Genomic DNA, 12,828 nt, shown 5'->3' on the forward strand with positions numbered 1-12,828 from the left:
GAACAGGAATATGTCCATAAAAAATGCTATGAAGTCCTGCAGGGCGCTGACCGTCCCTGCGAATTCTGCAATAATTCATGCCTGAACGAAAAGAAGTTCATTTCCTGGGTTCACAAGAATCTTGTCATGAACAAGAATTTCCTGATCAAGGATTCAAAATTTTTCTACGAAGGCAGAAATTACCGCATTGAGATAGCTGTGGACATTGACGACGATATCGTTGCCAAAAAAAGCTATATGTACACGAAAAATGAAATCGTCATCAATGAATGTCTGCAGTATATCGTTTCCACCACGGACCCCGATGAATCGCTGCATGCCATATTGGCCTGCATAGGCAGAAGCTTCCGGTGCGACAGGGCCTATATTTTCGAGCTCCACGGGTCCTGCGCGTCCAACACTTATGAATGGTGCAGGGAAGGGGTGCACCCGCAGAAGGATATCCTTCAGGAAATGTCTCTCGGGAGCCTGCGCTGGTGGCTGGATATTTTTGAGGAAAAGAAGGGGGTACTCATCAAGGACATTGAGGAGATACGCACTTCTCACCCCACCTCCTACGCGATTTTGAAGCCGCAGGATATCCGGACGCTGGCGGCGGCACCCCTCCGCATGGGGGACCGCGTCATCGGGTTCATCGGCGTGGACAATCCCGACAGGGACAGGCTCTATCACATCAGCGCCCTTCTGCAGGTGCTCGGCTATTTCATGGTGTCGCTGCTCAGGCGGCGCAATCTCCTCAAGCGCCTCAACGCCATGAGCTTTCACGATTCGCTCACCGGGGCATTCAACCGCAACGCCCTGTTCGACCGCTACGGTGAGCCGTGGAAAGGGGACTCCCTGGGCGTGATCTTCTGCGATGTCACCGGGCTCAAGCAGGTCAACGACGTTATGGGCCACAGGGGCGGGGATGAGCTTATCCGCCACTGCTACGAGCTCATACACGGCGCGCTGCGCGTGGCCGATATCTTCCGCAGCGGAGGGGACGAGTTCATCGTCGTATTCGAGAACATCCGGGAAAAGGACTTCCTGAAGAAGGTCCGCAGGCTTCAGAAAAGCGTCAGGGAAGACAGGCATCATATCGCCGTGGGCTACGCCTGGTCGGACAGGCGGCCCATTGAGCTGGAGGAGCTGATTTCCCGGGCCGACACTGTGATGTACCACGACAAGCGCAGGTACTACGCCCTCAACCGCCGCGTCCCGGGAGTGGAGCGCAGGGGGGTGGAGCGGGAGGGCATATCGCCGAGGCCGGACAGCACATTTTACCAGTTCATCAACTCCACCTATTGCGACATTGAGATGTTCTTCAATTCCATCGCCATGCAGAATACGACGAGCTATTTCTACTTCGGCGACATGCAGAAGGACATATTCTATATCTCCGACAACATGCGCGATGAATTCGGCTTTGCCGGCAATATTGTCCCGGGCTTTCTGCAGGACTGGGGCAGAAGGATAGTCACCGGCAGGGAAAGGGAGCTGTACCGGCAGGAACACGACTCCATGATCCGGGAAAAGCGCGAATTTCACGACCTGCGCTACCGGGTGCGCACGGCCGACGGGCGGAGCGTGTGGGTGCGCTACTACGGCCTCATGAAGTGGAGCAAGGACAGGAGCGTGCCGCTTTTTTTCTCCGGCCGAGTGACGCATCAGGATGAGAATTTCGTGGTGGACCCCATTTCCAACTTCCCCCGCGAAGGCATCCTGTTCAGGATACTGGACGAGGCGCGCAAGAACGGCTCCGCGATATCCGCCATAGGCTTCAGCCTGAACAACTTCGTGGAGATCAACAGCACGCGGGGCCGCGCCTGCGGTGACAACCTCATCCGCAGCATTTCCCGGGAGCTTGTGGAGGAGCTGGCCGACAAGCTGACCTTCTACCGCCTGGAGGGCATGCGCTTCATCGCCGTAATCGACAGCCTCTGCCACGACGGAAAAAAGGAACTGGTGGAGAAGATACGCGGCCTGGTGGCCGCCCGCTACAGCATATTCGGCGTGCCCATCCAGGAGCCGTGTTCCTTCGCCCTGCTGGAATACCGGGGAGAGGTGATAATGCCCGAGGATTTCCTTGAGCGGGCAGTCTCGCTCATACGCATCGCCAAACATGAGCCGCAGCAGGACTATGTGGAGTATTCCAGGAGCAATATCGAAAAGAGCAAGCGCCTTTCCAACATGGCGCTCGCCCTCAATCACGACGTGCTGCACGGGATGAATAATTTCCGCGTGGTCGTCCAGCCCATCGTGGCCGCGGACACGGGGAAAATGGTGGGCGGGGAGACGCTCCTGCGCTGGCGCTTCGAGGGGGAGGATATCCCCCCTGCAACCTTCATCCCGCTTCTGGAAAAGAACAGCATGATCCATGCCGTGGGCCGCTGGGTCTTCGATCAGGCCGTGTGCACCTGCCTGCGCATCCGGGCCTATCGCGACAGTTTTTACCTGAGCTTCAACGTGAGCCTGCATCAGATGGCGGACGAACACTTCCCGGAAGCCATGGAGCAGACTCTTACCAAGTACAACCTGGACGGCTCGCAGCTCGTGGCCGAAGTCACGGAAAGCTGCATGGACGCGGATACGGAAAATCTGCGCCGCTTTGCCGACATGTGCAACAAAAAGGGCATACGCATAGCCCTGGACGATTTCGGCAGCGGCTATTCCTCCTTCCGCATGCTTCTGCAGTACCCCACGGATATCATCAAAATCGACCGCTCCATCCTGGAGGAAATGACGGCCTCCGATGAAAAGATGAATTTCATCTCCAGCATCGTCTATGCCTGCCACAAATTCGGCAAGAAGGTCTGCATGGAGGGGGTGGAAACTATGGAGCAGAACAGGCTCATCAAGGATTCCGGTTGCGACATGATACAGGGCTTCTACTACCACTATCCGCTGGAATTGGAGAGGATCTATCAGATTCTGTCCATGGAAGCCCCTGCCGCGGCGGAGGCTCCCGCCGCCGTGTAGGCGGGAAAGGCGCTCCGCGCAGGGGTGAAGGGAGAGCCCGGCATGCCCCGCTTTGCGTGAGCTTCTGCCTTGCGCCCTGCGGCGGAGGGGAGGAGCGCACCGGCCCGCTTTTCCGGCCCGTCGGGAAGATACCCGCGTTTTTTTGCGCATGGCAAAGCCCCGTGCTCTTTTTCTCCGGCAGGCGCTCTACAGCCGTTGCCGGGCAGGCCTTTGCGTCTTTTTGAGCGCAGTTTCCCTGCCCGCCGGCTGAGGCATCAGAAAGCGGCCTTTGCCCCGGCCGGGCGTGCCGGGTTCCCGTCACGGGCTGCCGGGTGTGTTTTCTGTGCTCATAAGGAAAAGGATGCCGCTCTTCGCTCTCCGGCTCCGGGTGGAAGGCTTTTGCGGAAGGGCCGAGGGGCGCAACCGGCCGCTTTCCCGGCCCGTCGGGAAGATACCCGCAGCCCCGGCCGCTTCGGCAGCTTGGCGGGGGCCGCAGGGGCGAATTCTTCAAAGGAAGGGGATGATGTTCGGAAAAAAGGGGCTTTCGAGCCTTACGGTGATGGATCTTGGCGGGTGGATGCTCGTGTATGCGGCGCTGACCATGGGTTCCCTGCTCATGACGCTTGACTGGTGCCGGGAAGAATATTCCATTTTCCGCAACGTGCCTTCCGCGCGGCCGGGCACGGCTCTTCCCCTCCTGCTCGGCCTGTGCTGGTTTGTCGTGTATTCCGCAGTGCTGCTTTGTCTTTCATGCCGTATGCGCAGGGCCGTGACTTTTACGAAGATCATGATCGTGATCACGCCGTTCTTCCATGCCTTCCTGCCCCTCATACACCTTCTGTCCATGGTTCTCGCCACGCCTCGGCCGGAGTTCATCACCCTGGACATGGTACTCGGCGATACGGTGGGGAACCTGATGCTGCTTGCGCAGTATTATCCGCCTGAGCTTGTTTTCGTGAAGCTGCCGGTCTCCTTTATCATGGCTGCGGTGTGGTACCGCTATTTCTCCGTTTCCCGGAGAGTGGCGGAGTTCTGTGCGCAAGGCGGGGGGCAGGCATAGCGCAGGCCCCGGGGAGCGGAAAAACGCTCCCTTTTTTGCGGACGGAGGAAGCTGGGAGTTTCCGCCGCCATGGGCGGGGGGTCCTTCGGGGAGAAAGACCGGGGTACAGGCCCGGTAAAGGGAAGGCGCCGCAACGCAAAAAGCCCGGGGCATGCGGCCTCCGGGCTTTAAAAAAATATGGTGCCGAGGGACAGAATCGAACTGCCCACACGGGGATTTTCAGTCCCCTGCTCTACCAACTGAGCTACCTCGGCACAACGAAGAAACTTGTATAGGAAGAGAGGGCCTTTGGCAAGAGGAAAAAGGGCGTTTTTCGTAAATTTTTTTCTTTTTCGCAAAAAACGCGCTCCGGCGCAGCCTTCCCCTCCGCCGCCCCGTTCTGCGGGGGAGGAAAGAGCGGTGGAGAAAGGGAAGAGAGGGGAAGGGCGGCGGGGCGCGCGCATCACGAAGGCGCGGCGGCAACCTGCAGAAGCCGGAGGGGGAGCCTGCCCCTAGGGGGCGCTTTTCCGCCCGGGAGCCAGGGCCGGGGCGCGTTTGCAGGGGGGGTGAGAAGAGGCAGAAAGAGAAATGCCGCTCCCGCCGGGGAGGGGCGCATGCCAGCCAAGGCGGGGAAGGGGCACTCTGCCATGGCTTTCCGGCTCCGCCGCCGGGCAGGGGGCCGGAGCCCCGCGTGCCCGGCATGAGGTGCGGCCGGGGCGCCTTCCCCGCTTTCTGCCTGCCGGGGGCGCGTTTGCAGGGAGGGCCTGGCTTCGGGAAGGGCGGCGGGGCGGCCTGCGGGAGGTCCCGGCGGGCATGGCTTCCCCCATTCTCCGGGGAGGGAAGGGCGGCGGGGCATTTTATCGGGCACGGGAAAAACAGGGCAACCCGCAGAGGCCGGAGGGAGTTGCCTCAATGCAGGCGCGCCTGCGGGATTCGGGAAAAGGCAAGGGCCTCCCGCCCTGTTACGGCGGCAGGGCGGATTCCGGGTGCGGCCTAGAGCTCGCCCCGGGAAAAGCGGGAGATCATCTCCATGGTGAGGGAGGCGGAATCGGGGCAGGGCGGGATATGGGAGCGCTCCACCCACAGGGCTTCGGCCAGCTCCGAAGTGTCGAGGCGGATTTCGTCCGGGCCGTCGAGCTCCGCCACATAGCCCAGGGCGAGGGTACCGGAAAAGCCCCAGGGCTGGCTGCCGAAGTAGCGCAGGTTTTTGACCTTCAGGCCAGTTTCCTCCATGACTTCGCGCCGCGCGGCCTCTTCCGCCGTTTCCCCGGCTTCCACAAAGCCCGCCACAAGCACGAGGTTTTTCGCGCCCGGCCGGGCGTAGCGGGTGAGAAGGAGCTTTTCGCCGCTCGTCACGGCCACAATGACGCAGGGCGCGATGCGCGGGTAATGCACGGCCTTGCAGGCGGGGCAGAGCATGGCCCGCTCCGTGGCCGAGGGCGCGAGCTTCTCCCCGCAGCGGCCGCAGTGGCGCGCATTGTCGTACCAGAGAAAAAGGTGCCAGCCCGTGGCGGCCGCGTAGGCCATGGGGCCGGGAAATTCGCCCCGCAGCGCGGCGGGCATGGCCCTGCGCCAGCCCTGCGGGGCGGGAGCTTCCGCCCCTTTTTCGCGCAGGGCGAGGAAGAAGCGCTCTTCGGTGCTTTCCGCCGCGCCGCTCTCTCCCTGCCGCACGAGCCGGAAGGCGTAGAGGAGCGCGGCGTCCATGCCGAAGGCGCGCCACTCTTCCACGGTGGGGAAGGAAAGCTCCCCTTCCGGGGTGAGCACGCCCTCAGGGCTCATGTCGATCACAAGGTCGCCGGGCTCCGGCGCGGCGTCCATGAACTCGTTGCGCAGGCGCCAGGGCGCTATGTCCTGAATCATGCCTCCTCCTGATATTCCTCCCGGGCCAGCCAGCGCCACACGGCGCAGAGGTCGGGGAACACGGCGAGGGCGTTTCGGAGCATGGCCTCGTCGGGCTGCACCATGTCGGGCACGAGCAGGGCCTTCATGCCCGCCGCGCTGGCCGAAAGGATGCCGTTGCGCGAGTCTTCCACGGCGTAGGAGTCTTCCGCCCGGGCCTGAAGCTCCGCGCAGGCGCGCAGGTAGATATCCGGCGCGGGCTTGCTGGCCGTGAGCATGTCGCCGCAGACAAGCGTATCGAAATACGCCCCCATGCCCGTGATTTCCATGTTGCGGCGCACGTTGGCCTCGCGCGAGGAGCTGGCGAGCCCGGTTTTCCAGCCCTTTTCCCTGAGCCAGGAGAGAAGCTCCATGACGCCGGGCTTCAGGGGGATGCCGTCCTTCGTGAACTGCATGTAGTACGCGCGCGTGCGGTTGCGGAAGTCCTCATAGTCCACACCGTCGCCGAAGGCCCGGGAAAAGAGTATCTTCGTGCTGGCGTGCGTGGTGCCGATGCAGCGGAAGAAAAGCTTGTGCAGGCCCGTGAGGCCCAGATCCTTCCCCACACATTCCCAGGAGCGCAAGACCAGCCGCTCGGAGTCGATGAGGACCCCGTCCATATCGAACACGATGCAGGGCATGGTGTCAGTCCTTGGGGAAGGGGCGCTCTTTCAGCGGGATGCGGTAGATGCGCCCCACGCGCATGTGCACGGCGTTGTCGCTCGGGAAGGTGTAGTTGCCGATGACTGCGCCCAGTCTGTCGTAAAGAGGGAAGGCCTTGGGATGGCTGGTCTTGAGGTATAGGGCCGTGTAGCCCTGGTCGGCATAGAAGGGCATGATGAGGTCGCGCAGCCAGAAGGTGCCGTTGCCGCGCCCGGCGGGGGAAATGTGGAAATAGCTGAGAAGCGCCACCTGATCCGTGGGGTCGGAGATGCTGATCCCGGAGCAGGCATAGATCTTCGGGTCTATGGCGCCGTGCGTGATCATGACCATGCCGAGCTGCTCGGGGCCGCGCCGCAGGGTGTGAAAATCCATGGCCACGCCCTTCTGAAGGCTGAAATCGTGAATGATTTTACAGCAATGATGCAGCTCGTCGTAGTCGTCCCACTCCTCGCTGAGGATTTTTTCCTTCATATTTTCCAGAAGGGACAGAAGGAACTTGCCTTCAAAGGCGTCGCTGAAGCAGAATTCCAGATCGTTTTTCTGATAAAGCACGGTGGTCATGGGGCCTCCTCGCGTATGACATTCCATCATGTACGCGGCCTTGCGCCTCTGTCAAGCGGCTTTGCCCCGGGAAGAAAAAACGGGAAAGCGCGCCTTTGCCCCATGCCGCTTCGGGGAGCGAAGAGGCGGAAAAAGCAGGGAAAAGCGGCAGGGGAGGGGAGAGCGGGAAAGGAACCGGGCCGTGGGGACAGCCCTCCGGGGATGAAGGGGCCGCCGGGGGAAAGATTTCCATGAGGAACGCCTTTGCCCCGTGCTTCCTCCCCGCGCCGGGGGAAAGAAGCCGCAAGGCCCCCACGGGGCGCTGCTGGAAAGGGGCCGATGCCTGGAGTGAAGGTGCGCGGCTTTCCCGCAGGAGGGCTTTGATGCCGGGGGAGCGGTATCGGAAGCCCCGCCCCGGGCTTCGGGGAGAGCCTTCAGTCCCCCTGCTCTGCGGGGAAAGGCCGGGGAGCAGGGGGATGCCGATTCCCGGAGCAAGCCCTGCCGCAAGGCCCCGGCCGCCTCCGTGCGCAGGAAGGCTTTCCGCTATGCGCCGGAGCCGAGAAAGTCCAGGGCCGCTTTTTCCATGGCCGCGTGCTCCCCGGGCCGGAACCAGAGCATGCGCCTGTCGGCCCGGAACCAGGTCCACTGGCGCTTGGCATAGGCGCGGGTATTGTGCGCCCAGAGCGCCGTACATTCCTCAAGGCCCATGCGCCCTGTGAGGAAGGCCGCCGCTTCGGCGCAGCCTATGCCGCTCCAGCCGGGGGCCTGCGTATCCGGGCAGACATGGAGGGCGCGCCGCGCCTCTTCCATGGCCCCGGCCTCCAGCATGGCGTCTATGCGGCGCACAAGGAAGGGCTCAAGTTCCGTAAGGGGAAGCCCCACGCCGAGGCGCAGCACCGCGAAGGGGGCGGGGGCGGGGGCGTTTTTATGCCACCAGGTGAAGGTTTTGCCCGTGCCTTCCCACACTTCCAGGGCGCGCACGTTGCGTTGGCTGTCGTTGGGGTGTATCTTTGCGGCATACTCCGGGTCCACGCGGCGCAGGCGCTCGTGCAGGAAGGGCGCGCCCTTTTCACGGCACTCCGCGGAGAGGCGGGCGCTTATGGCCGGATCCACGGCCGGGATTGCGGCTATGCCGTCCAGCAGGGCGCGCAGGTAGAATCCCGTGCCTCCCACCAGCATGGGGACGCGCCCTTCCTCAAGGCTTTTTTTCAGGGCCTCCAGGGCCATATCCGCCCACTGGCCTGCGGAGATCTTGCGCTCCGTTTCCAGGAAGCCGTAGAGAAGGTGCGGGCAGACGCTTTTTTCCTCTTCCGAAGGCTGGGCCGTGATGACGGGAAAGTCGCGGTACACCTGCCTGGAATCGGCATTGACCACGCAGGAGGGCACGCCCTGCCTTTCCAGCGCGCGGGAGAGGTGCAGGGCTGCGGCCGTCTTGCCCGAGCCTGTGGGCCCCGCAAGGCAGAGTATTCTGGCAGGAGCGCTCATGCGCGTTTCTCCATGGGTAAGGGACGGGCCGGGAGCTTCCCGGGGCGGATTTCACCGCACGAACTTGTTGCCGAAGCCGAAGATTTCACCGCGCCCGTCAAGCACAGGCGGTACCGCAGGGGCTCGCCGTCCGCGCGTTTTTCCGCTTGGGGAAAGGCCGCCTGCACAGGGCTTTCTTTCCGGCCAGCCGGGGCCCTGCCCGCAGGCGTTGCGGAAAAAACGGGCGCTCCCGGCAAGGGGCCGGAGCAGGTTGCCGCCGCCGGGAGCGCTCCGGGAAATAGGCCCTTCCGAAGCTAGAGCATGTCGCCCCGGCACTCGGGCAGACATTCCTCGCTGAAGGTCTCGGGACAGCCGCAGTCCGTATCTTCCGGCCAGGAATCGGGCAGACGGTATGCCCGGCGCAGGCGGGGAATGACGGTGGGCGGCACAAGGCAGCTCACATTGCCGCCGAGGGAGGCCACGTTGCGGATGTTGGTGGAACTTATGTACATCCAGCGCAGGTCGGACATGAGGAATATGGTCTGTACATGGCGCTGAAGCTTGCGGTTCATGAGCGCCATTTGAAACTCGTAGTCGAAGTCGGAGACGGCGCGCAGGCCGCGAAGAATGGCCTTGGCATGGTTCTCGGCCGCAAAATCCACCAGCAGGCCGGAAAAGGGCATGACTTTCACGCCCGGGATGCTGGCGAACACCTCGCGCACGATTTCCACACGCTCTTCCAGGGAAAAGAGGGTGTTCTTGCCGCAGTCTCTGGCCACGGCCACGATGACGGTGTCGAAAAGTTCCAGGCCGCGCCTGATGATGCACTCATGCCCGTTGGTGAGCGGGTCGAAGGTGCCGGGGTAAATGGCTATGCGTTCTTCACCCATACCAGTATCCTCGTGTTTCCGTAGAGTCGTTCCGCTTCCAGGGTCAGATCGTACTGGGCGTCGGCCCTGAGGGGCAGGCCCTTTTCCACTTCCGCCACAAGGAAGCCCTCGTCGGCCAGCCAGCCCTGCCGCATGATGTTCCTGAGGGCGGGCTTGAAAAGGTCGGCCCCGTAGGGCGGGTCGATGAAGATGAGGCGGCACGGCTCCGAGGGGCGGCGGGCGGTGACGCGCAGGGCGTCTTCCTCATGCACGGCGCAGCGCGCTTCAAGGCCGAGGCTGGCGGCGTTCTTGCGCAGGCATGCCGCGGCCTTGCGGTCTTTTTCTATGAAGTCGGCAAAAAGCGCGCCCCGGCTCAGCGCCTCGAAACCGAGGCTGCCGCTTCCGGCGAACACGTCGAGCACGCGCATTTCCCCCCACACGACGCCGCGCGATTCCAGCATGGAGAAAAGGGATTCGCGCACCTTGCCCATGGCGGGCCGGTAGCCCGGCCCGGTAACGGTGTGGAGCGTCCTTCCGCGGCAGGCTCCGGCAATGATCCGCATGTTGTTTCCTGAAAGGGCGCTGTCGCGCCGCCGGAAGGCGGGCTTCCGGGATGAGGTGTGCACCCGCAGGGGCGGGAGCGTGGGGCACGGCGGCATGCCCCGTGCCGGGGCGGAGGCCCGCCCCGGGCAGTTCCTTTAAATCATGCTGCGGCAAAAGGCAATGCCGCAGCCCGTCCCCGGGGCGGGGCCCCTGTCAGAGCCTGGTGAGGAAGTGGAAGAGGTCGCGCTCGATTTCCACGAGGCGGTCGCGCAGTTCCGTCTGCTCTTCCCAGGGGATCTCGTCCACATGGGCGAGGCGGGAACGCAGCTGGGCCACGCGCTGCTCCAGCTCTTCGGCAAGGAAGTTCCAGTCCACGCGGGGCTTCGCGCGCGCAGGGCTTGCGCTGTGCACTTCCGCCACGGCCGCGCCTTCAATGGTGGCTTCTTCCAGGTATTCCGGGATGTGGGCCGTGATGCCGAAGCGTTCTTTAATCAGCCCGGCAAGGATCTGCTGGGCCCTGGGTTCGCCGTGGATGAGGGCGATGTTCATGCCCGGCCGGGCCATGCCGCCTATCCATTCCAGAAGCTGGCTCTGCCCGGCATGGGCGGAAAAGCCGTTGATGGTGAATATCTTCGCGGCCACGGCCACATCTTCCCCGAACAGGCGCAGGCTCTTGGCCCCGTCCACCAGCTTTCTGCCCGGCGTGCCCATGGCCTGGTAGCCCACGAACACGATGCTCACTCCTTCCTTCCACAGGTTGTGCCTGAGGTGATGGCGCACGCGGCCCGCGTTGCACATGCCGCTTGCGGAAAGAATGATGGCCGGTTCCTTCATGGTGTTGAGCTTCTGCGAATCCTGCGCGCTCTGGGTGAAGATGATGCCTCCGCCCGGGTGCTCCTTGAAGTCTTCGGGCGTGAATTCCGGCGTGCGCAGGTGATCGGCGTACTTCAGAAACACCTGCGTGGCCTTGGTGGCCAGGGGACTGTCCACATACACGGGCATGTCGTCGGGCAGGCGGCCCTGCTTCTTGAGGATGAGCAGGCTGTAGAGGATTTCCTGCGTGCGCTCCACCGCAAAGGCGGGAATGATGACCTTTTCCCTGCGCGCGTAGCTGTAGTCGATGGCTTCGGCCAGTTCCTCAAGGGTGTCGGCCTCGCCCTTGTGGTCGCGGTCGCCGTAGGTGGATTCCACAAAAAGCCAGTCCGGCGTGCGGGGCATTTCCGCGTCGGGCAGAAGCAGCGCGCCCGGGCGGCCGAGGTCGCCGGAAAACACGAGCCGCGTGCTCTTGCCCTCTTCATCCACCGTAAGGTCGAGTATGGCCGCGCCCAGAATGTGCCCGGCATAGCGGAATATCACCGTGACGCCCGGCGCGGGGTTCACCGCCTTGCCGAAGTCCACGGGCCGGAGCTGCTTTGCCGTGGCCAGGGCGTCTTCGGTGGAGTACAGCGCTTCGGAATCCTCGTCGTCAGGCTCGCCGCGGCGCTTGCTGTGGCGGCTTTTCCACTCATGTTCCATTTCCTGGATGTGGGCGCTGTCTTCCAGCATGATGGCGGCCAGATCCGCCGTGGGGGCCGTGCAGTAGATGCCTCCCTTGAAGCCTTCCTTCACCATGCGGGGCAGAAGCCCGGAATGGTCGATGTGCGCATGGGTGAGCAGGATGAAATCCAGCTCTTCCGGACGGTAGTTCTCCGTTTCAAAGTTGCGTTCTTCAATGGCGGAGTTGCCCTGGAACATGCCGCAGTCCACGGCGAATCGGGAGGATTTCGTCTCTATGACGAAACAGGAGCCGGTCACAGTCTGGGCCGCGCCCAGAAAGGTAATCTTCATACAAACAACTCCATGGATGATGGTCCCGGAAAACTGGAGTATAGGTGTTTTCCCCGCATTGTGCAAGAATTGCTCCCATTATTCCGGGTGGAACGAGAAAAAAAAGGGCGTTTTTTCCCTCAGTCGGGGAAAGGAGGGAAAACATGCTTTGCCCCGTCCATGCAAGTTCGTCTTTTTTTCCCGGGCGCGGAGGGCAAGATACTTCGCTTTGTCCATGCAATTCTGCTCTCCGGCAACGCTTCGGAAGAAAGGTTCCTTTCCTGAACGGGCCGTTATACGAAGCTTCTCCCACGGAGGAAAAAGGATATTCCTTTCTGCCGCAGGCCTCGGCGGCGGGAAATTCTTGCACGCGGCGAAAGTGCGGGCTATGATGCTCCTTTCCCCAGACCATGACAGGAGCAGAACATGAACAACGCTTCCCAGCAATACGTCATTGATACGCTTTCCGCCCAGGAATCCTGGCGGCTCTTCCGCATTTTGGCCGAGATCGTGGACGGCTTTGAGGATCTGAGCGGGCTTCCGCCCTGTGTGTCCATCTTCGGTTCCGCCCGTCCCGAGGCGGGCGCACCCATTTATGAGGAAACCATGCGCGTGGCGAAAACCCTCGGCAAGGCGGGCTACGGCATCATCACCGGCGGCGGGCCGGGCCTCATGGAGGCGGGCAACCGCGGCGCCACCGAGGCGGGCGCGCCTTCCGTGGGGCTGCACATTCACCTGCCCATGGAACAGGAACCCAACGAATACCTTTCCGTGCGCAGCGATTACCGCTACTTCTTCATCCGCAAGCTCATGTTCGTGAAGTATTCCATCGCCTATGTGGTCATGCCCGGCGGCATGGGCACCATCGACGAGCTTTCCGAAGCCTTCGTGCTTGCGCAGACGCACCGCATCAAGCCCTTCCCCATCATCCTCTACGGGCATGAATTCTGGGACGGCCTTCTGGAGTGGATACGCACCCGCATGATCAAGGACGGGTATCTGCGCGAAGAGGAACTCGACCTCGTCACCGTGTGCGACACGCCCGAAGAGGTGCTCTCCACCATAAGACGGCGCGTGGTGCTCTAGGGC

General features: G+C 62.5%; 10 protein-coding genes and 1 tRNA gene. 3 read left to right on the top strand and 8 right to left on the bottom strand.

Annotated features, from left to right (window positions below):
• Both K8W16_RS09440 and K8W16_RS09445 read left to right on the top strand, forming a co-directional pair.
• On the top strand, positions 1-2,958 hold a 2,958-nt coding region (locus tag K8W16_RS09440; RefSeq protein WP_304122919.1), incomplete at its 5' end, for an EAL domain-containing protein.
• A 499-nt stretch (positions 2,959-3,457) separates the two neighbouring features.
• Positions 3,458-3,997, top strand: a complete 540-nt coding sequence (locus K8W16_RS09445; protein ID WP_304122921.1) for a hypothetical protein — start codon at positions 3,458-3,460, stop codon at positions 3,995-3,997.
• Positions 3,998-4,175: 178 nt separating this feature from the next.
• Here the strand turns inward: K8W16_RS09445 and K8W16_RS09450 are convergent.
• From K8W16_RS09450 to K8W16_RS09485, 8 genes are all read right to left on the bottom strand, one after another.
• A tRNA-Phe gene (locus K8W16_RS09450) sits at positions 4,176-4,251 on the bottom strand.
• A gap of 718 nt (positions 4,252-4,969) precedes the next feature.
• The gene (nudC, locus tag K8W16_RS09455; RefSeq protein WP_304122924.1) at positions 4,970-5,836 is read right to left on the bottom strand and encodes an NAD(+) diphosphatase; all 867 of its coding nucleotides are present in this window, start codon (positions 5,834-5,836) and stop codon (positions 4,970-4,972) included.
• Complete coding sequence (locus K8W16_RS09460) at positions 5,833-6,495, bottom strand: HAD family phosphatase (RefSeq protein ID WP_304122927.1); 663 nt, start codon at positions 6,493-6,495, stop codon at positions 5,833-5,835. The genes nudC and K8W16_RS09460 overlap by 4 nt, the downstream gene beginning before the upstream one ends.
• A gap of 4 nt (positions 6,496-6,499) precedes the next feature.
• A complete protein-coding gene (locus K8W16_RS09465) occupies positions 6,500-7,078 on the bottom strand; it encodes a hypothetical protein (protein WP_304122930.1) in 579 nt (192 codons plus the stop codon).
• 522 nt (positions 7,079-7,600) lie between these two features.
• Positions 7,601-8,542: a tRNA (adenosine(37)-N6)-dimethylallyltransferase MiaA gene (gene miaA / locus K8W16_RS09470; RefSeq protein ID WP_304122933.1), complete on the bottom strand. Its 942-nt coding sequence runs from the start codon at positions 8,540-8,542 to the stop codon at positions 7,601-7,603.
• A 293-nt stretch (positions 8,543-8,835) separates the two neighbouring features.
• The gene (gene coaD / locus K8W16_RS09475; protein WP_304122936.1) at positions 8,836-9,411 is read right to left on the bottom strand and encodes a pantetheine-phosphate adenylyltransferase; all 576 of its coding nucleotides are present in this window, start codon (positions 9,409-9,411) and stop codon (positions 8,836-8,838) included.
• Positions 9,393-9,953 carry a 16S rRNA (guanine(966)-N(2))-methyltransferase RsmD gene (rsmD, locus tag K8W16_RS09480; RefSeq protein WP_304122938.1) on the bottom strand — a complete coding sequence of 187 codons (561 nt, stop codon included), beginning with the start codon at positions 9,951-9,953 and terminating at the stop codon, positions 9,393-9,395. Before rsmD ends, coaD begins: the two co-directional genes overlap by 19 nt.
• Positions 9,954-10,146: 193 nt before the next feature.
• Positions 10,147-11,760 carry an MBL fold metallo-hydrolase RNA specificity domain-containing protein gene (locus K8W16_RS09485; RefSeq protein WP_304122941.1) on the bottom strand — a complete coding sequence of 538 codons (1,614 nt, stop codon included), beginning with the start codon at positions 11,758-11,760 and terminating at the stop codon, positions 10,147-10,149.
• A gap of 405 nt (positions 11,761-12,165) precedes the next feature.
• Here K8W16_RS09485 and K8W16_RS09490 point away from each other — a divergent pair, with 405 nt between their 5' ends.
• The gene (locus K8W16_RS09490) at positions 12,166-12,825 is read left to right on the top strand and encodes a TIGR00730 family Rossman fold protein (protein ID WP_294559024.1); all 660 of its coding nucleotides are present in this window, start codon (positions 12,166-12,168) and stop codon (positions 12,823-12,825) included.
• Positions 12,826-12,828: the final 3 nt, after the last annotated feature.

This window comes from Mailhella massiliensis, from assembly GCF_020741395.1.
Classification (GTDB): Bacteria; Desulfobacterota; Desulfovibrionia; order Desulfovibrionales; family Desulfovibrionaceae; genus Mailhella; species Mailhella massiliensis_A.

Excerpts from the sequence above, each read along its gene's own strand:
- K8W16_RS09445 (WP_304122921.1), top strand. The coding sequence starts at position 3,458 with ATGATGTTCGGAAAAAAGGGGCTTTCGAGCCTTACGGTGATGGATCTT.
- nudC (WP_304122924.1), bottom strand. The coding sequence starts at position 5,836 with ATGATTCAGGACATAGCGCCCTGGCGCCTGCGCAACGAGTTCATGGAC.
- K8W16_RS09460 (WP_304122927.1), bottom strand. The coding sequence starts at position 6,495 with ATGCCCTGCATCGTGTTCGATATGGACGGGGTCCTCATCGACTCCGAG.
- K8W16_RS09465 (WP_304122930.1), bottom strand. The coding sequence starts at position 7,078 with ATGACCACCGTGCTTTATCAGAAAAACGATCTGGAATTCTGCTTCAGC.
- miaA (WP_304122933.1), bottom strand. The coding sequence starts at position 8,542 with ATGAGCGCTCCTGCCAGAATACTCTGCCTTGCGGGGCCCACAGGCTCG.
- coaD (WP_304122936.1), bottom strand. The coding sequence starts at position 9,411 with ATGGGTGAAGAACGCATAGCCATTTACCCCGGCACCTTCGACCCGCTC.
- rsmD (WP_304122938.1), bottom strand. The coding sequence starts at position 9,953 with ATGCGGATCATTGCCGGAGCCTGCCGCGGAAGGACGCTCCACACCGTT.
- K8W16_RS09485 (WP_304122941.1), bottom strand. The coding sequence starts at position 11,760 with ATGAAGATTACCTTTCTGGGCGCGGCCCAGACTGTGACCGGCTCCTGT.
- K8W16_RS09490 (WP_294559024.1), top strand. The coding sequence starts at position 12,166 with ATGAACAACGCTTCCCAGCAATACGTCATTGATACGCTTTCCGCCCAG.